This is a genomic window from Propioniciclava flava, assembly GCF_004126535.1.
Taxonomy (GTDB): Bacteria; Actinomycetota; Actinomycetes; order Propionibacteriales; family Propionibacteriaceae; genus Propioniciclava; species Propioniciclava flava.
In genome coordinates this window covers 91101-116061 of record NZ_PPCV01000001.1, presented here as the reverse complement: position 1 = coordinate 116061, position 24961 = coordinate 91101, and the positions used below count along the sequence as shown (strand labels likewise).

General features: G+C 67.1%; 24 protein-coding genes and 1 tRNA gene. 12 read left to right on the top strand and 13 right to left on the bottom strand.

Annotated elements, in window-relative coordinates; all coding sequences use genetic code 11:
• Window positions 1–30: 30 nt before the first annotated feature.
• On the bottom strand, window positions 31–1491 hold the full coding sequence (locus C1706_RS00510) for a sensor histidine kinase (RefSeq protein WP_129457253.1): 1461 nt from the start codon (window positions 1489–1491) through the stop codon (window positions 31–33).
• Window positions 1492–1637: 146 nt separating this feature from the next.
• Between C1706_RS00510 and C1706_RS14895 the strand changes: the two genes are divergently transcribed.
• Window positions 1638–1712 carry a 50S ribosomal protein bL37 gene (locus tag C1706_RS14895; protein WP_395858221.1) on the top strand — a complete coding sequence of 25 codons (75 nt, stop codon included), beginning with the start codon at window positions 1638–1640 and terminating at the stop codon, window positions 1710–1712.
• Between the two features lie 68 nt (window positions 1713–1780).
• Here the strand turns inward: C1706_RS14895 and rsrA are convergent, their stop codons facing one another.
• Window positions 1781–2050: a mycothiol system anti-sigma-R factor gene (rsrA, locus tag C1706_RS00505; RefSeq protein WP_129457252.1), complete on the bottom strand. Its 270-nt coding sequence runs from the start codon at window positions 2048–2050 to the stop codon at window positions 1781–1783.
• Window positions 2043–2660: a sigma-70 family RNA polymerase sigma factor gene (locus C1706_RS00500; protein WP_129457251.1), complete on the bottom strand. Its 618-nt coding sequence runs from the start codon at window positions 2658–2660 to the stop codon at window positions 2043–2045. The genes rsrA and C1706_RS00500 overlap by 8 nt, the downstream gene beginning before the upstream one ends.
• 177 nt (window positions 2661–2837) lie before the next feature.
• On the opposite strand from C1706_RS00500, the gene C1706_RS00495 reads away from it, so the two are divergent.
• The 4 genes from C1706_RS00495 to C1706_RS00480 are packed head-to-tail and all read left to right on the top strand — an operon-like array spanning window position 2838 to window position 6525.
• A complete protein-coding gene (locus C1706_RS00495) occupies window positions 2838–3413 on the top strand; it encodes a DoxX family membrane protein (RefSeq protein ID WP_129457250.1) in 576 nt (191 codons plus the stop codon).
• On the top strand, window positions 3410–4669 hold the full coding sequence (aroA, locus tag C1706_RS00490) for a 3-phosphoshikimate 1-carboxyvinyltransferase (protein ID WP_129457249.1): 1260 nt from the start codon (window positions 3410–3412) through the stop codon (window positions 4667–4669). Before C1706_RS00495 ends, aroA begins: the two co-directional genes overlap by 4 nt.
• Entirely contained in the window at window positions 4666–5673 is a 1008-nt protein-coding gene (gene rsgA / locus C1706_RS00485; RefSeq protein WP_129457248.1) for a ribosome small subunit-dependent GTPase A, read from the top strand. Before aroA ends, rsgA begins: the two co-directional genes overlap by 4 nt.
• A gap of 30 nt (window positions 5674–5703) precedes the next feature.
• Window positions 5704–6525: an inositol monophosphatase family protein gene (locus C1706_RS00480; protein WP_129457247.1), complete on the top strand. Its 822-nt coding sequence runs from the start codon at window positions 5704–5706 to the stop codon at window positions 6523–6525.
• A 53-nt stretch (window positions 6526–6578) separates the two neighbouring features.
• Here C1706_RS00480 and serA read toward each other — a convergent pair whose 3' ends face one another.
• From serA to C1706_RS00450, 6 genes are read right to left on the bottom strand one after another with little or no spacing between them, the layout of a single operon-like run.
• Window positions 6579–7769 (bottom strand): phosphoglycerate dehydrogenase, encoded by a 1191-nt coding sequence (serA, locus tag C1706_RS00475; protein ID WP_129457246.1) that lies wholly within the window; start codon window positions 7767–7769, stop codon window positions 6579–6581.
• A 10-nt stretch (window positions 7770–7779) separates the two neighbouring features.
• Complete coding sequence (locus C1706_RS00470; RefSeq protein ID WP_129457245.1) at window positions 7780–8562, bottom strand: ABC transporter ATP-binding protein; 783 nt, start codon at window positions 8560–8562, stop codon at window positions 7780–7782.
• The gene (locus tag C1706_RS00465; RefSeq protein WP_129457244.1) at window positions 8559–9386 is read right to left on the bottom strand and encodes an ABC transporter ATP-binding protein; all 828 of its coding nucleotides are present in this window, start codon (window positions 9384–9386) and stop codon (window positions 8559–8561) included. The genes C1706_RS00470 and C1706_RS00465 overlap by 4 nt, the downstream gene beginning before the upstream one ends.
• Window positions 9383–10195, bottom strand: a complete 813-nt coding sequence (locus tag C1706_RS00460) for an ABC transporter permease (protein ID WP_129457243.1) — start codon at window positions 10193–10195, stop codon at window positions 9383–9385. Before C1706_RS00460 ends, C1706_RS00465 begins: the two co-directional genes overlap by 4 nt.
• Window positions 10192–11145, bottom strand: a complete 954-nt coding sequence (locus C1706_RS00455; protein ID WP_129457242.1) for an ABC transporter permease — start codon at window positions 11143–11145, stop codon at window positions 10192–10194. The genes C1706_RS00460 and C1706_RS00455 overlap by 4 nt, the downstream gene beginning before the upstream one ends.
• Window positions 11146–11151: 6 nt before the next feature.
• Window positions 11152–12726 carry an ABC transporter substrate-binding protein gene (locus C1706_RS00450; RefSeq protein WP_164987367.1) on the bottom strand — a complete coding sequence of 525 codons (1575 nt, stop codon included), beginning with the start codon at window positions 12724–12726 and terminating at the stop codon, window positions 11152–11154.
• Window positions 12727–12831: 105 nt separating this feature from the next.
• Here C1706_RS00450 and C1706_RS00445 point away from each other — a divergent pair.
• The 4 genes from C1706_RS00445 to C1706_RS00430 all read left to right on the top strand — a co-directional run bounded on the left by C1706_RS00445 (window position 12832) and on the right by C1706_RS00430 (window position 17165).
• A tRNA-Met gene (locus C1706_RS00445) sits at window positions 12832–12908 on the top strand.
• Between the two features lie 481 nt (window positions 12909–13389).
• Window positions 13390–14493: a hypothetical protein gene (locus C1706_RS13910; RefSeq protein WP_164987366.1), complete on the top strand. Its 1104-nt coding sequence runs from the start codon at window positions 13390–13392 to the stop codon at window positions 14491–14493.
• A 39-nt stretch (window positions 14494–14532) separates the two neighbouring features.
• Entirely contained in the window at window positions 14533–15828 is a 1296-nt protein-coding gene (locus C1706_RS00435; protein ID WP_241653353.1) for a M16 family metallopeptidase, read from the top strand.
• A complete protein-coding gene (locus tag C1706_RS00430; protein WP_164987365.1) occupies window positions 15825–17165 on the top strand; it encodes a M16 family metallopeptidase in 1341 nt (446 codons plus the stop codon). Before C1706_RS00435 ends, C1706_RS00430 begins: the two co-directional genes overlap by 4 nt.
• Window positions 17166–17173: 8 nt before the next feature.
• On the opposite strand, the gene C1706_RS00425 is transcribed toward C1706_RS00430, so the two are convergent.
• The 3 genes from C1706_RS00425 to C1706_RS00415 form a co-directional block, all read right to left on the bottom strand.
• Entirely contained in the window at window positions 17174–20002 is a 2829-nt protein-coding gene (locus tag C1706_RS00425) for a UPF0182 family membrane protein (RefSeq protein WP_206660915.1), read from the bottom strand.
• 64 nt (window positions 20003–20066) lie between these two features.
• The gene (locus C1706_RS00420) at window positions 20067–20582 is read right to left on the bottom strand and encodes a PPA1309 family protein (protein WP_241653352.1); all 516 of its coding nucleotides are present in this window, start codon (window positions 20580–20582) and stop codon (window positions 20067–20069) included.
• On the bottom strand, window positions 20579–21640 hold the full coding sequence (locus C1706_RS00415) for a PDZ domain-containing protein (protein WP_129457236.1): 1062 nt from the start codon (window positions 21638–21640) through the stop codon (window positions 20579–20581). Before C1706_RS00415 ends, C1706_RS00420 begins: the two co-directional genes overlap by 4 nt.
• 89 nt (window positions 21641–21729) lie before the next feature.
• Here C1706_RS00415 and C1706_RS00410 point away from each other — a divergent pair, with 89 nt between their 5' ends.
• Complete coding sequence (locus C1706_RS00410; RefSeq protein WP_164987364.1) at window positions 21730–23055, top strand: zinc-dependent metalloprotease; 1326 nt, start codon at window positions 21730–21732, stop codon at window positions 23053–23055.
• A gap of 16 nt (window positions 23056–23071) precedes the next feature.
• On the opposite strand, the gene C1706_RS00405 is transcribed toward C1706_RS00410, so the two are convergent.
• Complete coding sequence (locus tag C1706_RS00405; protein WP_129457234.1) at window positions 23072–23596, bottom strand: M48 family metallopeptidase; 525 nt, start codon at window positions 23594–23596, stop codon at window positions 23072–23074.
• Window positions 23597–23850: 254 nt separating this feature from the next.
• Here C1706_RS00405 and C1706_RS13905 point away from each other — a divergent pair, with 254 nt between their 5' ends.
• Both C1706_RS13905 and C1706_RS00400 read left to right on the top strand, forming a co-directional pair.
• Window positions 23851–24012: a DUF5679 domain-containing protein gene (locus tag C1706_RS13905; protein ID WP_164987363.1), complete on the top strand. Its 162-nt coding sequence runs from the start codon at window positions 23851–23853 to the stop codon at window positions 24010–24012.
• A 143-nt stretch (window positions 24013–24155) separates the two neighbouring features.
• Window positions 24156–24959: a hypothetical protein gene (locus C1706_RS00400; protein WP_129457233.1), complete on the top strand. Its 804-nt coding sequence runs from the start codon at window positions 24156–24158 to the stop codon at window positions 24957–24959.
• Window positions 24960–24961 lie beyond the last annotated feature (2 nt).

The following is a 24961-nucleotide window of genomic DNA, read 5'->3' as shown; positions in this document are numbered from 1 at the left end:
GTCTCAGTCGAGCCGAACTCCTAGGCAGGGTCAGTCAAGCGGGATCTCGATGCGTGCTGTGGTGCCTTCCCCGCCCGGACCAGGCTCGATCTCAAACGTGCCATGGAGGTCGGCGACGAGCGTGATCACGATCGACAAGCCCAGGCTCCGTGTGCTGGCCAGTTCGAAGTCGGGCGGCAACGACGCTCCGTCGTTGCGGACCTCGACACTCAGCATGCTGTCTGCCTGCCCCGCCGTGACCACCACATGCCCGGGACGGTCCCCCAGGCCGTGCTCCAGGGCGTTCTGCACCACTTCGGTGAAGACCAACGAGAGGTTCGTCGCGACGTCGGCGGGGATGTTCCCGAACGACCCGATCCGGCTCATCGTCACCTTGGTTCGAGTCGTGGCGACATCGCGCACCATGGTCATCAACCGGTCGGCGACCTCGTCAAAACTCACCGAGGTATCAAAGCCCTGCGACAAGATCTCGTGGACCACCGCGATCGCCGCGACCCGCTTTTGCGCGTCGGCCAGGGCGTGGGACGCCTCTTCGGAGGAACTGCGCCGTGCTTGGAGACGCAGCAGCGCCGCCACCGTCTGCAGATTGTTCTTGACCCGGTGATGGATCTCCCGGATGGTCGCGTCCTTGGTCACCAGTTCTCGCTCCCGTGTGCGCAGGTCGGTGACATCCCGGCAGGTCACGAACCACCCTGCAGGCTCCTCCTCGCTCCACAGCGGCTGCGAGCGCACCCGGATCGCGCCGGCCAGCGTCTCCAGTTCCGTCTCCCGGACGCGTTGCGGAGCCAGCAATGGCGACGCGACCTCCTCGACGGGTTCCCTTCGGCCCTGCCGAAAGGACGTGAGGATGGCCGACAGCCGGTCCCCCAACAGGTCGCCACCCCAGCCCAAACGCCGAAACGCGCTCATCGCGTTGGGGCTGGCGAAGGTCACGACCCCGTCGGGGTTGATCAGCAAGGAGCCGTCGCCCACACGTGGGGTTCCCCACGGCACCGGTGTGTCGCCTGGTGTGGGGAACTGGCACACGCTGACCATGCGCATGAGGAGGGTCGCCGTCTCGAGGTAGGCGTCCTCCAGCGCACCCGGGGCGCGGACGCCCATCCGATTCGTATGCAGTTCGACGACCCCTATGGCGCGCTCGCCGCGCAGGATGGGGACGGCGTGCACGTCGACGGGAATCCCGGCATGGAGTTTGTTCCCGCTCGTGGCACAAATCTCCTGGGAGAGGTACGCCTCAATCACGAGGCTCTCGGGGTCATAGGCGATCTCCTCGCCGACCACATCGTCTTCCAGCGCTGTCGGGCCCGTCGTCGGGCGGCACTGGGCGGCAGCCCAAAACACGTTGTCGTCCTCGTCGGGAACCCACAAGATCAGGTCGCTGAAAGCGAGATCCGACAGCATGCCCCACTGATCGACCAGCCCCACCAACCACGCCGTATCGTCGTCCGAGAGTGCGGTATGGGTGGCGATCACCTCGGTCATCGAGAGCATGGCTCCCATGCTAGAGGCTGATGCTCGCTGGCGCGCCCACCACGGAACGTACGGGCACAGTTGACGCGAACTTTGGGCACACCCGCCTCAGCGTGGCAGAATGGTCGCTCGCGCCGCCCGGCGCCAATCGACGTGAGGAGATTCCCATGGGAAAGACCGGTCGCAAGCGCCGCGCTCGCCGCAAGTCCAAGGCGAACCACGGCAAGCGCCCCAACGCCTGAACCGTTGCCGGTTCACCAAGAATGCCCTCGCGTGCTCAACGCGAGGGCATTCTTCTGTTCAGGGGCGTTTAGGGGCGGTGGATCTGCACGTGCGTCACGTGCACCGAGCGTAATTGCGACACGATCCGCAGCCGCAGCGACTCAGGTGCCTGGCAGGCACAAGAACGCTGGACAAGCCGCCGGTACGTCTCGATCAGGTCAGCGCCATCGATGCAGTGTGCACACGCATCCAGGTGGAACCGGAGTTCGTCCGCCTCCTGCTCGCTGAGTTCACCGTCGAGGAAGCGTTGGACGCGCTCCTCAACGTAGGCACAATCGACCTTCTTCGGCTCACGCATCGCGCTCCCCCGTTCCGATCCCCATCGTGGCCGCGTGATCGGCAAGCATGCCTCGCAGCTGCGTGCGGCCTCTGTTCAGGCGCGACATCACGGTGCCGATGGGGGTCCCCATGATCTCGGCGATTTCCTTGTAGGAGAAGCCCTCGACGTCGGCCAGGTAGACCGCCATCCGGAAGTCGGGTGCCAGTTGGGCCATAGCGTCGGTGACGACCGTGTCGGGGATCAGATCCAAGGCGTCCATCTCCGCAGAACGCAAGCCTGTCGAGGAGTGCTGCTCGGCTCGCGCCAGTTGCCAATCCTCGACGTCTTCGCCAAAGCCCTCTTGCGGCCGACGCTGCTGCTTGCGGTAGGCGTTGATGTAGGTGTTCGTGAGGATCCGGTACAGCCACGCCTTGAGGTTGGTCCCCGGCTTGAACTGGTGAAAGGACGAGTAGGCCTTCGCGAACGTCTCTTGGACGACGTCTTCGGCATCAGACGGATTGCGCGCCATACGCAGCGCGGCACCGTACAACTGATCCAAATAGGGCAGGGCGTCACGTTCGAACCGAGCGGTACGTTCCGCATCGGTTTCGGTCGCGAGATCGACCTCGTCAGTGGAAGGCAGTTTCATCACGTACGAGAGTACCGGTGAACCGGAGCCCTCGGGCACGACAGAGGAGGCCCTCTCCCTCGTTAGTGTGTTCCCCACGCTTGTACAACCGCAGGCCCGCCGCTGCTATTCCGCGACGGCGAGGTCAAGACTGCAGTCTGTTCCCCGGCTTCGCGCGCGCATGGTAGGAATGTCGGCATGAACCTAGTGCGCGGAGTTGGACGCCTGCTGTTGGGCGGTTTCTACATTGTCAACGGGGTCAAGATGATCAAGGACCCTGGCCGCTACGCCGCCCAGGTGGAGCCGGTCGTGGAGCGCGTCACCCCGCTCCTGCGCAAGGCCAGTGTTCGGGCTGCCGGGTACGTTCCTGAGAATCCCGAGACACTCGCGCGCGTCAACGGTGGGCTGTCTTTGCTGGGTGGTCTGGGCATCGCCACCGGGATTGGTCGCCGCGCCGGTGGCGCGCTGGCCGCCACGTCCATGCTGACCCAGGTCCTGGGACGCGCCCCCGAGGGCTCCTCGGAAGTCGAGCGCGCAGAAATCAAGGTCGCACGCCTGCGCGACCTCGCCTTGCTGGGCGCCGCTTTGATCGTGACGCAGGACACCGCCGGACGCCCCAGCATTGCCTGGCGCGCCGCGGATGCCCGCCGCCGCCTGGCCTTGGAGTCGGAGCAGGCGAAGAAGCAGGCGCGGAAGGAAACCAAGCGTCTGAAGGCGCACGCCAAGCGTGGGGCCAAGCAGATCCGCGCCGGCCTGGAGGGCCCCCGCGCGTGAGCGAATGGACCGCCCCGACCCCTTCGATTCCGTTGCGGGCCACGGTGGTGGTCCCTGGCAGCAAATCGGCGACAGCGCGCGCCTACGTTTTGGCCGCGCTCGCCGATGCACCCTCCACCTTGACCGGCGCGCTCGACGCCCGCGACACCCGCCTGATGCGCGCCGCCCTGAGTGCTCTTGGAGTGAGATTCGACGACCTTCCGGGTGGTCGCGTCGTGGTCACTCCCCCGGCCCACTTCACCGCCCACGTCATTGAGGTGGGGCTGGCGGGCACGATCATGCGTTTCGTGCCGCCCCTGGCGGCCCTCGCCCACGGGCCCAGCTCGTTCCACGGTGATCCAGAAGCTGAGGCTCGACCGGTCGCCCCGCTCCTGGAGGGCCTCGCCCAGGTCGGCGTCATGATCGACCACCCGCAGGCCGTCCCTTTCACGGTGCACGGAACCGGCGAAGTCAAGGGCGGCCGCATCACGATTGATGCGTCCGGGTCAAGCCAGTTCGTCTCAGGGCTCCTCCTCGCCGGAGCGCGGTTCGCCGAGGGGCTCGAACTGCATCACCACGGCGCGGCCGTCCCGTCGCGCCCTCACATCCGGCTGACCTTGGCCATGCTGACTGACCGTGGCGTCGACGCTACCGAGCTCGCTCCTGACGCCTGGCGGGTGCGTCCTGGCACGATCGGCGCACGCGACGAGGTCATCGAACCGGATCTCGTCAATGCAGCGGTGTTCCTCGCCGCCGCCATCGCGGTCGGCGGGCGGGTCACCGTGCCCTGGCCAGACCGCACCGTTCAGGCCGAAGGCGCCATTCTGAGCGCCCTGGCGGCGTTGGGTGGCACCGTGACGCGCGGTGCGGGTTCGGTGACCGTCATGGGCAGCGGGCGCGTCACCTCAGCCGATGTTGACCTCACCGAAGCGAGCGAGTTGACGTGCATCGTGGCTGCCCTGCTGGCCCTGTCTCCTGACGGGGGCCGTATCCGCGGCGTGGGCCATATTCGCGGTCATGAAACGGACCGCCTCGCGGCCCTGGAATCAGAACTCAACGCCTGTGGCGCCCGCGTTGAACAGACCCCAGATGGCCTGCTGATCGCTCCCGGGCTACTGCAGGGCGGCATGTGGGGCACCTACGCGGATCACCGGATGGCCCACGCCGGGGCGGTCTTGGGCCTCGCCGTTCCCGGCGTCGTGTTGGAGGATGTCGGCGCGACGACGAAGACCATGGCCGATTTCCCTGGGCTGTGGGCCCAGATGGTGGGCGCATGAGCCGGCCCGGCATCACCTACGACGAGCACGACGGTTACGGGCGCCCACCCAAGCGCACCCGTCCGCGTACCAAAGACCGGCCCGACTACTCCGCAGCCGCAACCGGGCTCGTGATCACCGTCGACCGGGGTCGCTATACCGTGCATCCTGACGGGGCGGGTGCAGCTTTGGTGACCGCGACTAAAGCCCGCCAACTCGGCCGCAAGGGTGTCATCGTGGGTGATCGGGTGCGCATCGTCGGAGACACCTCCGGCGCACCCGGAACTCTGGCCCGCATTGTGGAGGCGCTCCCGCGCGAGACGGTGCTGCGGCGCACCGCCGACGACAACGACCCGCATGAGCGCCCCATCGTCGCCAACGCAGACCAACTCGCCATCGTCACCGCGCTTGCCGACCCGCCCCCGCGCATGGGGATGATCGATCGCATCCTGGTTGCCGGATATGACGCGGGCCTCACTCCGCTGCTGGTCCTCACCAAAGCGGATCTGGCCCCCCCGGACGCACTCCTCGCCGCCTACGCGGGCCTAGGAGTGGACGCCGTCGTCGTCGAACCGGATGCCGACCTGAGTCGTCTGCGCGACCTCCTCGCCGGACACCGCACCGTTTTCGTCGGGCATTCGGGAGTGGGCAAGTCCACCCTGGTCAACGCCCTCATCCCCGACGCCGATCGCGCTACCGGGCATGTGAACGAGGTCACCGGCCGCGGACGGCACACCTCGACCTCGGCCATCGCCTTGGAACTTCCCCCACCTGGGGGCTGGGTGATCGACACCCCTGGCGTCCGAAGCTTCGGGTTGTCCCATGTCACGACAGACTCCATCCTTGCGGCGTTCGACGACCTCGCAGAACTGACCGAAGGTTGTCCTCGCGGGTGCCGTCACGACTCGACCGCACCCGAATGCGCCCTGGATACCGCCGTCGCGCGCGGAGAACTGCGCCCTGACCGACTGGAGTCCTTCCGCCGCATGGAGAAGGTCTGGACCAGCCCCGCGTCCTGGGAGTAGCGCAACCACCTACGCCACTAGGGTGGCAGCATGCCTGATACCAGCTACGTCGACGATGTGCGGCTCGCCCACATCCTCGCCGACACCGCCGACGCTCTCACGCTCGCCCGTTTCAAGGCCCTCGACCTGCACGTCAGCGCAAAACCCGACATGACGGAAGTCACCGACGCCGACTTGGCCGTCGAGGACGCCATCCGAGCCACACTCAAACGTGCCCGCGCCCGCGACGCCGTCCACGGCGAGGAACGTGAGGACACCGGGTACGGTCCACGCCGCTGGGTGATCGACCCGATCGATGGCACCCGGAATTTCCTTCGCGGTGTTCCCGTGTGGGCGACGCTCATCGCCTTGATGGAGGGCGATGAGGTGGTGGTCGGGCTCGCCTCGGCGCCCGCACTGCAGCGGCGCTGGTGGGCGTCCAAGGGCAGTGGTGCCTTCACCGGCAAGACGCTCCTCAACGCGTCGCGCATGCACGTCAGCAGTGTCGCTGCCGTGGAGAACGCCTCCCTGTCCTACAGTTCGGTCGGCGGCTGGATCGCCTCGGGGCGCGGTCAAGAGTTCGTCGACCTGCTGCGCGACGCGTGGCGCACGCGTGCCTACGGGGACTTCTGGAGCTACATGCTGCTCGCCGAAGGGGCGGTCGACATCGCGACCGAACCGGACCTGGCGCTGCACGACATGGCAGCCCTGGACGTGATCGTTCGCGAAGCGGGGGGTCGCTTCACCAACCTCGATGGTGTTCCTGGCCCGGTTGGCCCCGGCGCGCTCGCCACCAACGGCCTCCTGCACGACGAACTCCTCGCCCGGCTCGCGCCGAGTGAACCCACCGAGAGCATCGACCTCGTCGACTGAGCGGAGGAACCGCCGGACGAGACGCGGTGCGCCCGGCGGTTCACCTCACGGTGTCAGTGCACCTCGACGCGAATCGTCTCCGGCATCGCGCGCAAGGCGTCCACCGCGGCAGGATCGAGATCCCCGGCGATGTCGAGCACCACGTACCCGACCTGGCCCTTCGTGGCGAGCGTCTGCCCCACGATGTTGGTGCCGTATCCGGCCAGCACAGTGTTGATCGAGGCCAAGACGCCGGGCACGTTCCGGTGAAGATGCGTGATGCGACGCTCGCTGCCGCGCTGGGCCTGGACGGGCGGAAGGTTGACGCTGAGCACGGTCGAGCCGGAGTCCACGTAATCGGCGAGCTTGCCCGCCACGAACGAGCCGATGTTCTGCTGCGCCTCTTCCGTCGATCCCGCCACGTGCGGGGTCAAGATGACGTTCGGGGTGCCCCGCAGCGGGTTCTCGAACTGTTGCCCGTTGCGCTTGGGCTCGGTCTCGAACACGTCCACGGCCGCCCCGGCGATGTGCCCGGCGTCCAATGCGGCCTTCAAGGCGGTGGTGTCGACGACGAAGCCGCGCGACAGGTTCAAAAACAGCGAACGCGGACGCATCTGCGCGAACTGTTCCGCACCGAAGAACCCACGATTGTCGGGGCGTCCATCGACGTGGAGGGAGATGGTTTCGGCCTTGGACAGCAACTCTTCCAGCGAGTCGCAGCGCTCCGCGTTGCCCAACGCGAGCCGGTCGACGAGGTCGTAGAACAACACCCGCATGCCGAGAGACTCCGCGACCACCGAGAGCTGGCTCCCGATGTTGCCGTAACCCACCAGGCCCAGCGTCCGACCGCGGATCTCGTGGCTGCCCACCGCAGACTTGACCCATTCGCCGGCATGCATCTTGGCGTTGTGGTCGGTGAGGTGGCGGGCTAACGAGATGATCTCGCCGATGGCCAGCTCCACCACCGAACGCGTATTGCTGTACGGGGCGTTGAACACGGCCACCCCGTGCTTCGTCGCCTCATCCAACGCGATCTGGTTGGTGCCGATGCAGAAGGCACCCACGGCCTGCAGCCGATCTGCCTCGGCCAGCACGCGGGGCGTGAGTTGGGTGTTGGAGCGGATGCCGAGCACGTCGACGCCGCGCAGTGCGGCGATCAGGTCGTCCTCAGACAGGGCCCCTTTGACGGTCTCCACCTCGAAACCACGTTCGGTGAGGAGGCGTACGCCGTTGGCATGGATGTTCTCAAGCAGGAGCGCTTTCACCCGCAGGAGTCTAGAGCCGTGACCGGAACCTCGGAATCGCGGCCACCAGGCGAGCGGTGTACTCGTGCGACGGCTGAGAGAACAATGCTGACGTTGGCCCGGCCTCGACGATCCGGCCCGCCTGCAGGACGACAGCATCTGGGCACAGGTGGCGCACCACGCTCAGATCGTGGCTCACGAAGATCAACGTGAGACCCCGGTCGTCCACCAGGCGCATCAACAAATTGAGCACCTGCGCACGCACCGAGACGTCCAGGGCAGACACCGCCTCGTCGGCAATCAGGACATCGGGGTTGGGCGCCAGCGCTCGCGCGATCGCGATCCGCTGCCGTTGCCCCCCGGAGAACTCGTGGGGATAGCGATCCCCCGCGTCAGGGGGCAACCCCACCTCGTCGAGCACCTCGCGGACCCGCTGGGCCCGGTCGAACTCCCCCAGTTCGCGTCGGACGATCGGGCTCACCAGGGGCTCGGCAACAATGTCGCGTGCCCGCATCCGCGGATCGAGGGACCCGCGTGGATCCTGAAACACCATTTGGACGCGCGACCGCAGAAACCCCAAACGCCTCTCGGGGACACCGGTGACCGGTAAGCCATCGAACATCACCGTCCCTGCCGTGGGGCGATCCAGGGCTGCCATGAGGCGCACCAGCGTCGATTTCCCCGAGCCAGACTCCCCGACAATCCCCAGGCGCTGCCCGGCATGCACGGTGAGGTCAAGGCTCTCCAGAGCAATGACATCTTGGCGGGAGGACCGATAGACCCGCCGCAGTCCGCGCACCTCGAACAGGCTCATGGACGCCCCTTCGCGAGATCGTCCACCGTCGGTAGCGGTGTCCCTGGTTCGAGCACGTCCAGCCGCCCGGCCCCGACCAAACCTGCTGTGTACGGGTGTTGGGGTTGGGAGAAGACCTGATCGACCGGTCCCTCCTCCACGATGCGGCCGCGCAGCATGACAGCCACCCGTGAACACACCTGGGACACCACGGCCAAGTCATGGCTGATGAACAGGCATGACGCGTTGGTGGCCGCGAGCATGCGGTCCAGGAGCGCCAGGACGCGCGCCTGCACGGTCACGTCCAGGGCCGTCGTGGGCTCGTCACACAACACCAGTGAGGGGCGGTTGATCAGCGCCATGGCGGTCACGACCCGCTGCCGCTGCCCCCCTGAGAGCTGATGGGGGTAGCTGTCGGCAACACGCTCGGGATCGGTAAAGCCCACCTCGGCGAGCATGTCCAGCACGGCCGTCCGGGCGCGGCCAGCGTTCGGATCGCGGTGCAGGCGGAAGGCCTCGGCGACCTGCCGACCGGCCGTCATCGTGGGGTCCAGTGCGGTCATGGGTTCCTGGAAGATCATGCTCAGCCGGTCGCCCCTCAGCCGCGACATGGACGCGTCGCTTCGCCCCACCAGTTCGTCCTCGCCGAGCAGAATCGAGCCTGTCACGCGGGCCGTCTCCGGTAGCAGACCCATCACCGCCAGCGACGTGACCGTCTTTCCCGATCCCGACTCACCCACCAGTCCGAGGCGTTCCCCGGGGTTCAGCCGAAGATCGATCCCCTCCACCACGGGTGCTCGGCGCCCAAACGACACCCGCAGCCCTTCGATGCTCAAGGTGCTCATGCGACCTCCCGAAGCTGCGGATCCAGCACGTCGCGCAAGCCGTCTCCTACCAGGTTGAACCCCAGCACGGTGAGCGCGATGCTCAAGCCCGGCCAGATCGCCTGCGCTGGTTGAGTGAAGAGGTACGTTTGCGCGTCGCCGAGCATCCTTCCCCACGACGGCACGGTGCTCGGCGTCCCCAAACCCAAGTAGCTCAAGGCCGCCTCAGCCAGGATCGCGAGGGCGAAACTGACCGAGACCTGCACACCGATGAGGGGGGCGATGTTCGGCAGCACGTGCAGCACCGCGATCCGCAGACGGGTTGTCCCGGACGCTTTGGCAGCCAGCACAAAGTCGGAGGCCAAGACGCTCATCGCCCCAGCTCGCGCGATGCGCAGGAACTGCGGGACCGAGGCGATCCCGATCGCCACCATGGCCGTCTCCGTCGAGGCGCCCAGCGCGCCAGCCAGCAAGATGGCCAGCAGGAGTGCCGGGAAGGCGTAGGTGATGTCGGTGATGCGCAGCACGACCTCGGCCGCCCACCGCGGCAGGCTGGCTGAGGCTACCCCGAGCGGGACGCCCACCACGGCGGCCAATCCGACGGCAATCACCCCCACATACAGCGCGGAGCGGGCCCCCACCATGATGCGGCTCAACGTGTCGATCCCCATGTGATCGCTGCCCAGCACGTGCGGCCAGCCGGGTGGCTGAAGGGGCAAGGTCGAGTTGACCGCTGTGGGGCTGAAGGGCGTCCACACGAACGACACCAAGGCCATCGCCACGATGAGGCCAACCAGGACGATCCCCACACGCAACTCTCGTCGCTTCATGCGCGCTCCTGATGCCGCAATCGTGGGTCGATCACGACGTAGGCCATGTCGACGAGGCCATTGACCACCAGCACCACCGTCGCCAGGATCATCACCACTCCGCGCACGATGGCCAGGTCGAACTGACTCACCGAATCCAGGAGCAGGGAACCGATGCCGGGCAGCACGAAGACGCGTTCGATGACGATGGCCCCGACGATCAACGCTGAGACCTGGAGGCCGATCACCGTGACCAGCGACAAGGCCGCGTTGCGCAGCCCATGACGCCACAGTGCGGCCCCCCGCGTCCAGCCGATCGAGCGTGCGGTGCGGTAGTAGTCCTCGCCGAGCACATCAAGGAAGGACGAACGCACATAGCGAATCAACACCGCCGCCTGGACCAGGCCTAACGCGATGACGGGGAGCACGAGGTGCTGGGCCCACCCCAGCAGATCACGCCCGGGGGGCACGTAACCGTTGGCGGGAAGCCACCGCAACTGGACGGCAAACAGCATCGACAGCAGGATCCCCGCCCAGAACGCCGGGATGGCCATGCCGACCTGGGCACCGGCCGATACGACGAATCCCGTGAGGCGTCGGCGGCGCAGGGCAGCCACAGCACCCAAGGGCACAGCGACCGCCACGGCCACCGTGAGCCCGCCACCGACCAGCCATGCGGTCACGGCCGCGCGTGGCGCGATCAGCGACGTCACCGGGAGGGTGGAGTACCACGAGGTTCCGAAGTCGGCGTGCAACAAGCCCGCGACCCATGCGCCGTACTGCACGAAGAACGGACGATCAGTGCCCAGTTCGGCTCGCTTGGCGGCCAACTGGGCCGGGCTTGCCCCGTCGCCCAGCATCACGCGGGCCACATCGCCCGGTAACGCCTGCGTGATCCAAAAGATCACCAGTGACGCTGCCGCGAGGCTGGCGAGCAGGATGCCGAGCCGCAGGAGCAGTCCGCGAAGCACGCGACCTCAGGCCCTGGCGATGGTGGTGACGTCGAACGACAGCGATTGCGCGTCCCGGGGCACCCCCGTGATCCCCGGCTTCGTGACGACGATGTTGGGTAGTACGTACAGCCACACCGCTGCGGCATCATCGGCCAGCAGTCGCGCAGCTTGCTTCATGCCCGAGGCGTAGTCACTCACCGTTCCGGCGTCCGCCTTCGTGACCAGGGCGTCGAAGTCGGGATTGTGGTAACGCCAGTAATAGTTGGGGTTGGCGAAGGTGTTCAGGTCGCGAGCCTCGACGTGGGCGACGATCGTCAGATCGTAATCGGCCCGGTCGTAGACGGTTTCGCGCCAGCGCGCGGGGAACTGCAACTCCTCCACTTGCACCGTGATGCCGACGTCTTGCAGTTGCGCCGCGATGAACTGGGCCGCTTTGGTCGCGTACGGGAGCGCGGCGGGCTTGAGCCGCAGGGTCAGGCGGCTGTGGCCGGACTCGGCGAGGAGGCGCTTGGCCTCGGTCGGGTTGTACGGGTAAAGCCCGGACAGGTCTTCGAAGTACGGGTCGGTGGGGACGCTCATCGAGCCGATGACCTTCCCGTGCCCGCCCCAGGTGGTGTTGACCAACGCCTGCTTGTCGATGGCCATGGTGATGGCCTTCCGGACGCGCACATCGGCCAAGGCCGGGTTGCCGGTCCCCGCAGGCACGGAGGGGTCGGTCGGGGCGCCACCGTTGTTGATCCCCATGACGACCTCGCCGTTGGTCGTCCCCTCCACCACGCTGAAGCGCGACGGGTCGGAGAACTGTGCCAAGGACTCGGGCGCTTGAAGGTTGGAGATGATGTCCAGTTGATCGCTCAGCATGGAGGCATTCATCGCATTGGGATCCTTGAAGTAACGGAACGTCACCTCATCGAACCGCACCGGCGTTCCCCAGTACCCCGGGCTCTTGCTCAAGACGATGCTGTCCCCCGGCGTCCACCCCGTTACGGTCAGCGGCCCAGAGCCCGCCGTCGCGGTCGTGGCCGTTGCGAAACCTGCGGGGTTCATCACGATCCCCGCAGTGGAGGCCATCTCGTAGAGCCAGTTGACGCTGGGACGCGACAACGTGACCGACAACGTGTCCGTGTCGATGACCTTCGTCGAGTCCACCACGGCCATCGCAGTCTTGAGCTTCGCCGCAACCGGCTCCTGCTTGATGCGGGCGATGTTGCGCGCAACGGCGTCGGCGGTGACTTGGGAGCCGTCGGAGAACTTGGCTAACGGATTCAACTGGAAGGTATAGGTCAGCCCATCCGAGGACACGTCCCATGCCTGCGCCAGCAACGGGCGCAGCTGACCTTGTGCATCCACCTTCACCAGCGTCTCGTACACGTTGTAGAGCAGAGCCTGGGAGCCCGCCGCCGCAGCGTCGGCCGTGGGATCCAGTGACGTGGGCTCGGCCGTTGCCCCGATCACGAGGGTGCGAGCCGGTGATGCTGGCGCCGTGCTGCTGGGAGACACCCCCGACGAGCAGGCAGCCGTCACGAGGGCCAGCGCGGCCACCAGCGCCACCGCACCGCGCCGAAGTACTCCGCGCGCATGGGTTGTTGACGTGCTCACTCGCCCCTCCAGAATCGCCTGCCTCGAGCCCGCCACAGCTTACTGCACCGGGCTCAGGCCTCGATTTGGGACTCGCGACCGTCTCAGCTATAGTTGATCAAGCAACGCGGGGTGGAGCAGCTCGGTAGCTCGCTAGGCTCATAACCTAGAGGTCACAGGTTCAAATCCTGTCCCCGCTACCAACGTGGCACGGTCTGGTTCCCGGGGGGAGTTCCAGACCATTGTCATATCTAGCCACGTCATCTCGATCATCCTGGTCGTCGATGGGTTACCCCTGACCGTTTTCCCACGCCGGTGTCAACACTTGCCCCGTCGGACGACACGCGTCGAGAGCTCGTTGAGGACTCTCCACGGTACCCGGCCTGTGACTTATGGTGTGTGCTGTATGTCGTGCGCGAGTGAGGGGGTGGGATGCCGGGATTGTTCCCGATGAGGCTTTCGAGTCGCGCCGCCGTGTGCCTGGCGGCCGTCACCTCCCTTGGAATTCTCGCGGTCCCCTTCGCAAGCGCCTCTGGAATGCCGGGCGAAGGCGAGGGTCCCGTCCCCACAGCCTCCGCCACGCCCAAGGCCACGGTCACTCCCACCGCGAACGGCCCGGCGACGAGCGCGCCCACCAGCACGCGTCCTTCCGCGCCTCGTCCCCCTTCGGCGACGCCTACGAACGTGCCGCAGCGCCCCCGCGTCGTCGCCGACGGCGGCGTGCAGGCCGTCGGAGCGCCCTGGCCGCTCATCACGATCGCCACGCCAGACGGCACCCCTGTGATGGACCCCTCCATCATCGACTACGTGGTGTGCGCCTCCTCCGAAACCGTTCCTCTCTTCTGCGCCACCGCCTCGGGGGCCCTCGACGTGCAGGCGCGGACCATTGTTGGCCCCAGCGATCTGCTGCGCAGGACCGTGAACCTTCCTCCAGGCCGGTATTCGCTCGTCCAGGTGAGTGTGTTCCTTACCCCCGTGGATCCCGCAGGCGGGCGAGCCGAACGAAGCCCGCTCTGGGCGTCCTTCACGCAAGCGTGGACCGACGATGATCGCCAGCCCAACGACGGGGTCATCACCTTCACCGTCACGCCATCACCCGGCGGAGAGACCCCCACACCGACGCCGACTCCCACGGCAACCCCGACACCCACGGCAACGCCAACGGCAACCCCCACGGCCACTCCGACTCCGACGCCCACACCCACGGTCACTCCCACCAGCACGCCGACCGTGACGCCGACGACGACCCCAAGCCCCACGCCGTCAGGTGGGCGAGACACCGCGACCCCGTCGCCGACACCGTCGGGCAACACCGGCCAACCCGGGACACCGTCGGAGGGGCCCACGCCGAGCGCCCCGGGGAGTCCCAACCCGAGCCAACCGCCCACGCAACCGGACCTGCCCACCCCGGCGCCAGCCCTTCCCGCCCCGACGCCGCAGCCGTCGCCCGCACCGGCTCCCGCGCGACCTTCACCCCGACGGAACGCGCCGCAGGTCACCACGCGTCCCGCGGGGGCATCACGCCACGAGACGGCAGCTCAGCAGTCACCGTCACTCCAGTCCCCCTCCTCGGCGCCTAACGACGCCCCAGATGAGTCCGCACTGGCCCCGCAATCACCGATCGCCCGGACAGGCGACGCGCCTGCGACGCCGCAGTCACGCGATACCCAGTTGTCGGCATTCACCCGGATCTTGGGGGCACCGGCCACCCCCTTGGTCCTGGGCGGTCTGGCTATCGCCGCTATCGTCGTCGCCGCCGCACCCCCGGGGGCCAAACCCCGGCCCTGATACCCAAGCGCTGGGGAGGGATGTGCTTGGATGGGCGCCGTGACGCCGCCCACAGACTTGAGCTATTCCCTGACCGAGCACGTGCTGTCTAATGGCCTGCGGGTGGTGATCAACCCCGAGCATCATGCCCCCGTCGTCGCGGTCAACCTGTGGTACGGCGTCGGCTCGCGAGACGAAACCCCGGGGCGCACCGGTCTGGCTCACCTCTTCGAGCACGTCATGTTCCAGGGATCCGAGCATGTCGCCAGCGGCGAGCATTTCGACCTCCTTCAGGCAGCCGGGGCTACCGGCAACGCCACCACCTGGTTCGACCGCACCAACTACTTCGAGGCCGTCCCCACCGGAGCCCTCGACCTCGCCCTGTGGCTGGAGGCTGATCGCATGGGTCGCCTGCTTCCTGCACTCACGCAGACGAACCTCGACACACAACGCGACGTGGTGAAGGAAGAGAAGCGGCAACGCTACGACAACGCCCCCTATGGCGACACACTGGAGCGACTCCTCCCGTTGGCCTTCCCCGCTGACCACCCCTACGGTCACACGGTCATCGGATCGATGGCGGACCTCGACGCGGCATCCCTGGAGGACGCGCACGAGTTCTTCCGCTGCTGGTACTCCCCCGCCAACGCCGTCTTGACGTTGAGTGGCGACGTCGACCCGGAGGGGGCTCTGCCGCTCATCGAGCGCTACTTCGGTCCGCTTGAGGCTGCGCACCATCCGCAGCGCGTCTCACCCGCTTCGCTCCTACCGCTGAGCGGTGTGCCCCGAGACACCGCCAGTGGCGCCGTGCCCGCGGCCCAGCTCTACTTGCAATGGCGCACCCCGCCGCGGCAGCACCCCGACGCCGACGCCGTCGACCTGGCGTTGTCGATCCTTGGTGGCAGCGAGACCTCACGCCTGTATCGCCGCCTGGTGCGCGACGCCGACCTGGCGTCCACGGCGGGAGCCGGGGCGGTGCCCTTGGCGGTCGGGAACTCCCTCAGCCACGTGTTTGCGCGTGCCCGCGAAGGCGTCGCCTTGGAACACCTCGAGGAGGTCGCCCTCGATGAGGTGCAGCGCCTCGCAGACCAAGGGCCCACGGCGGCAGAACTGCATCGAGCTCAGGTCCAGTTCGAGCGCGAATGGCTCACGGACGCGTCGCGGGTGGAATCCCGCGCCGACCTGTTGAGCGGTCTGGTGATGCTCGACGGCGACCCGCAACGCCTCAACACCCGCGTCACGCAGATCGCTGCGCTGGACGCCTCCGCCGTACAAGAAGCGGCACGCGCCTGGCTCGCCCCTCAGGCTCGAGCTGTCCTGGAGTACCGACCCGCCACGAAGGAAGCAACAGCGTGAACACCGTCCCTCAACCCGACCTCGCCCCCTCGCCTCGGTGGGAGTTCCCGCCCAGCGACAGCTTCACGCTCAGTAACGGCCTCGACGTCACCCTCTTCCATCTCCCAGGGCAATACGTCGCCTCGGTGGGGCTCCTCATCGACGCACCCCTGTCCGGAGAACCCCGCGAGATCGAGGGCGTTGCCACCGTCGTGGCCAGCGCGTTGATCGAAGGAACGCGCTCCCATCCCGGGCCGTCCTTCGCCGAAGCCATCGAGGATCAGGGGGCGGTCCTCGGCGGCGCAGTGGATTTCTCGGCAACCCAGGTGCTCCTGGACGTCCCGACACGTCACCTGGACGCTGCCCTTCCCCTCCTCGCCCAAGCAGTCGCCGAACCCACCCTCACCGACGACGCCATCGCTCGGCACGCAGCGCAGCTCACCGCTGGGCTGGAGCAGCAACTCGCCACAGGACCAGGGCGTGCAGCCCACGCGCTCCGCGCAGCCTTGATCGACCCCACCGCACGGGAAAGCCGCTCGCGGACCGGTAGCCCCACCAGCATCGCGGGCCTGCAGGGCCACGACGCGCGGGCCTACCACACCGCCACCTACGGCCCCCGCGGGGCACGTCTGATCGTCTCCGGGGATCTGGCTGACGGGATCGCCGCCAGGATCCAGAACGCGTTCGAGGGCTGGACGAATCCAGCCCAAACGCTCATCGCTCCCCAGACTCCGCGGCCCGCAACCCCTCGCGCGATCATCATTGACCGCCCCGAAGCGGTCCAAGCCGACATCCGGATGGGATGGTTCACCCTTGATCGGGCCGATCCGCGCTGGGCCGCCCTGCAACTAGCCACACACGCCCTCGGCGGGGCCTATCTCAGTCGACTGAACCGCGTCCTGCGTGAGGAGAAGGGGTTCACCTATGGCATCCACCTCGTGAACGCTCCGATGCGCCGCGGTGGTCTCAGCTACACCCAGGCAGCGTTCCGCACCGAGGTGGTCGGGGAAGCGCTCGCGTTGACGCGCAGCATCCTGCAAGGCGGAGAGTTCAGCACCCACGAGATCGACCGGGCACGCGACTACCTCACCGGGACGACCCCCCTGCGCTACGCGACGGCAGCGGGCGTGACGTCAGGCGTGTTGTCTCAGGCTGCGGCAGGCCTGCCCGCCGACTTTGTCCCTCGACAACTCGACGACTACACCCGGGTCACGCCTGAGGCCGCCTCGAAGGTCGCCGAGGAACTCCTCCTCCCGCAAGCGGCAACGCTCGTGGTCGTCGGTGACGCTCAGGCCCTCCTCACGCCCCTGCATGAGGCGGGCTTCGACGCCGAGGTGCGCGCCAGCGACGCGAACTGAGGCCCGCCTCAGCGCCCCATCTGCCGCAGCGCGTCGGCCAAGGCCTGCTTCGCTTCATTCGTCTTGGACTGATAGGTGGCCAGGTCGCCATTGCGCAAGGCTGAATCCGCATCCGTGAAGGCCTGCTGAGCGCGCTGCAAAGCAGCCACCGTCGCTGCTTCATTGACCGTGCCGCTCGGGGCTGACGGGGACGGCGTAGGCGTGGGCGTCGGCGTCGAACCACCGGGGTTCGTGGCGGGCAACTCCCCGGTATCGGCGCCGGCGTCACCGGCGAACACCTCATCGAGCGCCTCTTGCAGCGTGCTACCGATGCCAATGTGCTCACCGAACCGCACCACCACGAACGTCAAGGCTGGGTAGGCGCCCGCGTTGCCCGTCCGCTCGGTGTAGATCGGCTCCACGTACAGCAGGCCGTTGCCCATCGGCAACGTGAGGAGATTGCCGTACTTGATCGACGCGGCCCCTCGGTTCTGCTGATAGGGAAGCAGCTTGGCCGCCACCGCCTGATTCTGCGTGATCGCGTTCTGCGTCTGGCCAGGACCATCGATCTGCTGCGTGTCCGACATCCGCAAGATGCGCAGCTTGCCGTAGTCAGGTGAGGCAGCATCGGCGTTCACCGCGAGGTAGGCGGCGAGATTCTGGCGGCTGCGAGGGACAAAGACGGCCGTCTGGCTGAAGGTTGGTGATGCGTCACCGGGCCACTTGATGGACAAGTAGTAGCTGGGTTCCTTGGTGCCGTTGTTCCCCTGCACCGGGTCGACCGGAACCTCCCACATGTCCGTGCCGTTGTACCACACGCGCGCATCCGAGACGTGGTAGCGCCCCAGGAGCTGACGCTGGACCTTGAAGAGATCCTCGGGATAGCGCAAATGCTGAAGCAGATCCGGACTGATGTCGGAACGCGGCAAGACGGTCCCCGGGAAGGCATCGGAATACGTTTGCAGGAGCGGATCGGTCTCGTCCCACGCATACAGCTTCACGCTGCCGTCGTAGGCGTCCACCACGGCCTTGACCGAGTTGCGAATGTAGTTGATCGGCTGATCGGCCTGCCCACCCAGCGCCGACGACTGGGTATCAGTCGTTGCCTGATCGAGTTGGACGCGCTGACTGTTGGGGTACGTGTTCGACGTCGTGTAGGCGTCCACGATCCACACCACCCGGCCGTCGACGACCGCGGGATACAGATTCTGGTCAACGGTCAGCCACGGTGCGACCTTCTCCACCCGCTGCTTGGGGGTGCGGTCGTAGAGGATCTTCGACTCAGCGTTGACCCGATCAGACAACAAAATGTTCAGATCGGCGAAGCGCGTCGAAAATAGCAGGCGCCCCCACAGGTCACCCATGGGCACACCGCCCGTGCCGTCGTACTCGTTGTATTGTTCCCCGCCCCCCTGAGCACCGCCGGGAGTGTCGAGTTCGATCGGAGTTTGGCCGTCCAGTCGCCCCACGATGGCGTAGTTCGTCGACTGCTCGCCGAAGTAGATGCGCGACTGCGACTCCTCGATCTCGCCGACCGGCGGGATGTCCCGCGTCACCCAGACAGGCTCGCCGTTGCCCTGGCGCCGGTTGCCGTAGGCCGAGGCGAAGCCATGTCCGTGCGTGTAGACGGTGTGGAGGTTGTTCCAGTTCGGATCGGGGATCCCCGCCTGGTTCAATTCGCGGGCCGCGACCACGACATCGGTCTCTTGCCCGTCGATGGTGTAGCGGTCGATGTCGAGGATGTCGGGGAACGAGTAGTAGCCGCGCACCTGCTGCAACTGCTCGAAGGCGGGCCCGACCACCTGGGGGTCCATCAAGCGAATCCCCGGCAGGGCTGCGGCGTCCTCCTTGAGCTGCCCCGGCGCCACATGGGTCACCGCGGCATAGTCCTCAATCCGCGTGTCGGTGATGCCGTAGGCCTGCTTCGTCGCCGCCAGATGGGCCCGGATGTAGTCGTTCTCGCGGTCTGGTTCATTGGGACGGACCTGGAAGGTCTGCACGATGGCCGGGTAGATCATGCTCAAGATGAGGCTGGTGACCAGCATGAGGGCCACGCCAGCCACCGGCATGATGGTGCGGTCGACGAAGGCGTTCACCACGAAGAGGGCCGCCACGATGAAGGAGATCACGGCAAGGACGAGCTGAGCCGTCATCCGGGCATTGCCGTCGGTGTACTGCATCCCCGTGAACAGCGAACCTTGCTGCAACAGCAACCCGAAGCGATCCACCAGGCATTGCAGGCCGAAGACCACCAGGATCGCGGCCGCCAGGAGCGACAAGTGAACACGCGCCACCCGTGGCGTCCCAATGCCGCGGCGTTCCCGACTGATGACGATGTTGCCGACCGCAAAGTGGACGGCTGCGGCGGCGATCAACCCGAACACCAACCCGCCCAACAGCAGTGAAAGCACGAGCCGGATCACCGGGAAATCGATCATGTAGAACGTCGTGTCCAGACCGAAGTAGGGGTCCAGAACCCCGGACGGCTTGCGGTGCAGCCAGGCGAGGACAGGCATGACCTGCGTCGACATCGACATCCCCGCCATCACGCCAAAGACGGCCGAAGGAATGACCACCGCGGCGACGCGATTGGTCTCCAGCAGGTCGCGATAGCGGTCCAGCACCTGGGAGGAACCACGAGCACGCTGGCGGGGACGCAAGCGGAGCCCGACCGCCATGTTGAGCCCGATGAGGCCCCCGACCACGACTGCGGCCACCACGAACAAGACCACGTGCGCCACCAGTTGGGTGGTGAACACTCCGGTGAACCCCGTGGAGTCGAACCACAGCTTCTCAGTCCACACGGCGGCAAACACCAGGAAGGCTGCAATAGCGACGGCGATGATCACCGCCGTCATCAGGACAGGACTACGACGGGGGGCAACGGTGGCGGCTGGCACGTCTAGGACTCCTCGAAAGTCGTTAAGCAGTCAGGGTATGCGACAGAACCTCGCTCAGCCCCGGAACCAGGTCCGGAGCTGCGAGGAGTTCCTCGGGGCGCGTCTTCAGCCGGGCCACCCCGTACTGCGCGCCCTCACGCGTCACACCCACGACGACACGCACGTCTTGACGCTGAGGGTGATGGGCGACAAACGTCTCCGCCTCGGCCTGATCCTCAGGGAGGTCGTCTTCGACCTCGGGCGGGACGAACAGCCGCTCCATCGCGACAGCACAGCCGAACACCCCAGAGGGCCATCCAATCCCGGCCAACGCATCCACCACGTCGGTTCCGGCGTTGAAGCCGTCCTGCTCGATGGAACTCAGCGCGTCGGACGGCTGCTCCTGCGGCCGGGCCAACTGATCGGCCAGCGCAGGCTCTGCCGCCAGTAGTTCCGCCGTGGGCACCAGCGCGAACAGCCTGGCTGGCTGGTCCCAACCGCCGTGCCCGACGTGGCGCTCGATCTCCATCAACGCCGCGATCAGCGCGTCCTCACTCATGTGCATCCCTTCACGAGGCCTTCGGTTGCCGGATCCGCCAAGGCGTCCAGCGCGTTGATCGCGTCATCGAGCGTCGAGACGCTCACGATCCGTGCGTGCGAACCGACGCCGTCCATGTCGGCACAGTTACCAGAGGGCACGAAGAAGACCTCCGCTCCGGCACGCTCCGCGCTCACCAGCTTCTCCTTGATCCCGCCGACCGCGGCCACGTTGCCGACGCCGTCGATCGTGCCGGCTCCCGAGACGATGCGCCCATTGATGACGTTGTCAGCGGTGATGCGGTCATAGACCCCCAGCGCGAGGATCAGGCCCGCTGTGGAGCCTCCCAGGCTGGAGTCCAGATGAAAAGTGATGCGGGGTTCGTAGGAGTACCCCATCGTGAGGTTGCCGCCCCACACGGGCAGGCTGGCCTGCGTCTTGGAGGCGGTGGTGTCGATCTTGACGCTGAGTCGCCCGCGGGTGCCATCGGGCAGGTCACGCTGCACGGTAAAGGTCACCGGGTCGCCGATCGCGCGCTTCTCGATCTGTGCGCGAACCGCCGCCGTCGTCGCAGTCGCGACGCCATCGATCTCCAAGACGAAATCACCGGGGAACAGCTTGTCGGCGGCTGGGCCTGTCTGCGCCACCGACTGCACCATGGGCACCTGCCGGACCGGGAACCCCGCGGCACGCAACGCGGCCGCAGCGGCGTCGGATTGCGCAGCACCCAACTGTGCAACCTCCTTGCTGCGGATCTCGGCGTTGGTCGCACCTGCCGCGTACACCACGTCGCGGGGGAACACTTCGCGATCGGGAGCCGCATGGGCATAGAGCACTTCAGGTAAGGAGACAGGAGCATCGGGACGCGTGACCGAGGTGGAGGCGATGAGCAGACTGCCAGTAGCCGCGTAGCTGGGGGCGCCCGCGATGTCGATGGGCGGCTGCTGTGCGTCGGCCAGGACGTCGAAGGTCGCCCCGGGGGCATAAGTAACGAACGGAACGGGAGTCATGGCGAGCACGGCTGCCGAGATCACGAAGATCAACGCAGACACGGCGGCCGTCCATGTCTGCCTCGTCATGGCGCGAATACTACCTGCCCGCGCCTTCGCGACCCCCACCCGCTTGCCTCGTACCCCACAATGGAGGCACCAGGGAAGGGAGATCGATCATGGCAACCGGAGACGATCCGAACCCGATGGAGGAATTCCTTCGACAGTTCGGCATCACGCCTGGGCCCGACGGGACCTTCGACATCAATCAACTCGTCGGCCCGCTTCAGCAGGCGTTCGCCCAGTTCAGTCAGCAGATGTCGGCTGCAGGCGACGGCGACGGTCTGAATTGGACCCTGGTGAAGGACGTCGCCCGCAAGACCGCCGCGGCTGCGGGCCCCGACCCCACGCCGTCCGCCGCGCAGGCCGCCTCGATCCGTGACGCGGTCGCGCTGGCCGACCTGTGGCTGGACGATCATCTTGCGATGGACCGCATCGCCACCGCTCCAGCCGCCTGGAGCCGCGCCGAGTGGGTCGAACAGACGATGGGAACGTGGGAGCGCCTCACCGGGCCGGTGTCGTCCTCGTTGGCTGGTGCGGTTGCCGGGCTCATGGACCGGCCCGAGCCCGAGTTCGCCGGGATGGCGGCGATGATGGAGCCGATGATGCGTACTGCTGCGGCAGGCATGCTCGCCGCCCACGTCGGCCAGGGGATCGGCAAGCTCGGCACGGAGGTCGTGAGCACCTCGGATCTCGGGTTCCCGTTGACGGACCGTCCCGTGGTCGCGCTGCTTCCGACGAACGTAGCGGCCTTCGCGGAGGGTTCGGACGCGCCGCTGTCCGATGTCCGCATCTATCTGGCCTTGCGAGAGACGGCGCGGCAGCGCCTGTTCGGGCAGGTGACCTGGCTCGGCCCCCAGATGCTCGCCCTCATCGAGAAGTATGCCCGCGAGCTGACCTTGGACTCTGCGGCATTTGAAGAGGCCATCGAAGCGCAGATGTCGGGTGGGCTCAGCGCCGAACGGATCGAGGAGTTCGGCAACCAACTGGCAGGGAAGTTGTTCACGCCGGTCCTCACCGCAGAGCAACGTGACGTCTTGGGTCGACTGGAGACGCTCGTGGCGCTCGTGGAGGGCTGGGTGGACGATGTCGTGACCCAGGCAGGTGCGGCGTATGTGCCCCGCGCCGCGGCATTGAAGGAGCTTGTCCGGCGCCGCCGCGCCTCCGGCGCCGAATCCGCCTTGACGTCGCTGCTGAACCTGGAACTGCGTCCCCGGCGAATCCGCGATGCGGCGAACCTATGGGCGGCGGTACGTGCGAGCCGAGGCGTGGAGGGTCGAGACGCAGTGTGGGCTCATCCGGACCTCGTCCCGACGGGTGCTGACCTGGACGACCCTCTCGGCTTCGCCGAGAACGGTCACCTCTCCTCAGCGGCCGACGACGACCTGGACGCCCAACTCGCGCGGTTACTCGACGAAGAACGCGGGAAAGACGAGGACGTCTAACAGCCCAGCCTGCGGCCTAGCCCCCCGTCCGTTTGACGAAGTCGACGCCCTCCAGGAACCCGCGCGCTCGCGGCGACTCGGCATGCGCATTGACCAACCGCCAAAAGCGAGTGTTGTGCTCGCGCTCCACGAAGTGGGTGACTTCGTGGAGGAGCACGTAATCCAGAACCCACGCGGGCATGGTTTGCAACCGGTCACTGACCCGGATTTCACCGGTGCTGGGGGTGCAGGACGCCCACCGTGACGCCATCGTGGACACCCAACGGGCCCCAATGACGGGCTCCGGCTGCTCGGTGTGGGGGGCAATGTAGGAGCGATACAACTCGACCGCTCGGGCCGTGATCTCCTCGTCACCGCGAGGGGGGCGCTGTCGGGCCTCCTTGGCGAGGTACCGCTCCACGAGGCCAGGGATCAGGGCCCGGCGCTGACGCGTGGTCATGTGTTCGGGTACGACGACAACCAGGCGACCCTCTTCCCGGAAGGCGGTCATGGTGCGCGTGCGGCGACGAGAATCGCGTACCTCGTACTCCAGCGTCGGCATGGGCGACAGCCTAGGGCTCGGCCCGCACAGGACGGGCAACCACGCCGTCGGCTTTGACCAGCGAGTCGCGGGCACGCTAAGTTGTCGCCACGGCCCCCGGAGTGGTGGACGCCCGCAGGGGAAGGCAGGCGTGCGACACACCGGGGGTCTTCCTGCTCCCTGCATGAGCATCCGGGACCCTGTGACGTATGCTGAACCGGTCAGCGCCTCGACGGCCGCCCGCCGGGGTTCAGAAATCAGCCAGGAGGAAACCTGTGGCGAACGACACCTACAGCGGAAAGTTCTACTGCGTGAAGTGCAAGGATCACCGCGAAGCCGAGGGAGCCGTGTCGGTGAACGAGAAGGGCACCCGCATCGCGAAGGCCAAGTGCCCCGTGTGCGGCACCAACCTCACCCGCTTCCTGCCGAAGGCCTGAGCGCCGCAGCAAGACGTCGCGCCGGGGCATCGAGCATCACGCTCGATGCCCCGGCTGCATGTTCACCTCAGTCGTGTTGTCGGGATGTCGTCACCTGGCCTGATCGAGTGCGATCGCGGCCTCGCTCGCGCCACGCTGACACCATGACTTCACGCCTTCGGCTTCGCCCCGACGTCAGCATCTTGCGCCTGCCCGACGGCGGGATCCAGATCGGTCTCGATGTGGAGACCCCCGTGGTGCTCCCGGATGCACCCCCTCACGCCGAGGCTGCTTTGATGGGTCTGCGGCGCGGGCTCACCGCCCACGAGTTCGCAGACGTGGTTCCTGGGCTCCCCCACTCCTGGGCGAGGATCACCCTCGCAACGCTCACCCATCAGGGATTGACGACGCCCTGGCATCACGATCAGCCGTCCGCCGTCATCGTCGGCTCAGGAGCCGTGGCCGACGCCGTCGCGGCGACGCTCGAGCCCGGCACGCCCCTCGTCGCGCCGCATTCCTGGCGGCCCGAGAGCCACCCCGGCAAACTCGTCCTCGTCTGCCCTGAGACCCCTGAACCCGATCGTGTCCTGACCCGCGAACTGACGATCAGCGGACGAACGCACCTCGTCCTGCATGCCGAACCGGAACGCGCCATCGTCGGCCCCCTGGTCACCCCCGACAGCGCCTGCCTCACCTGCACCGATCTGATCCGGCGTGACCTCGATCCGGCGTGGCCCCATCTCCTTCTCCAACTCTGCCGGACCACGGCAGTGCCGCATCCCTCTCAGACCGCGTGGATCGCCGGGATGGCCGCCGCGCAGGTACGCGCCTGGTCCGCCGGCTTCGTCCCAGACACCTGGGGAACCACGATCGAACTCAGCCGGGCCGATGGATCACTGGGTACTCGGAGTTGGGCGCGCCGCCTCGACTGCGCCGCCCATGCGGCTGCCCACCGCTGCGCGGCCTGACG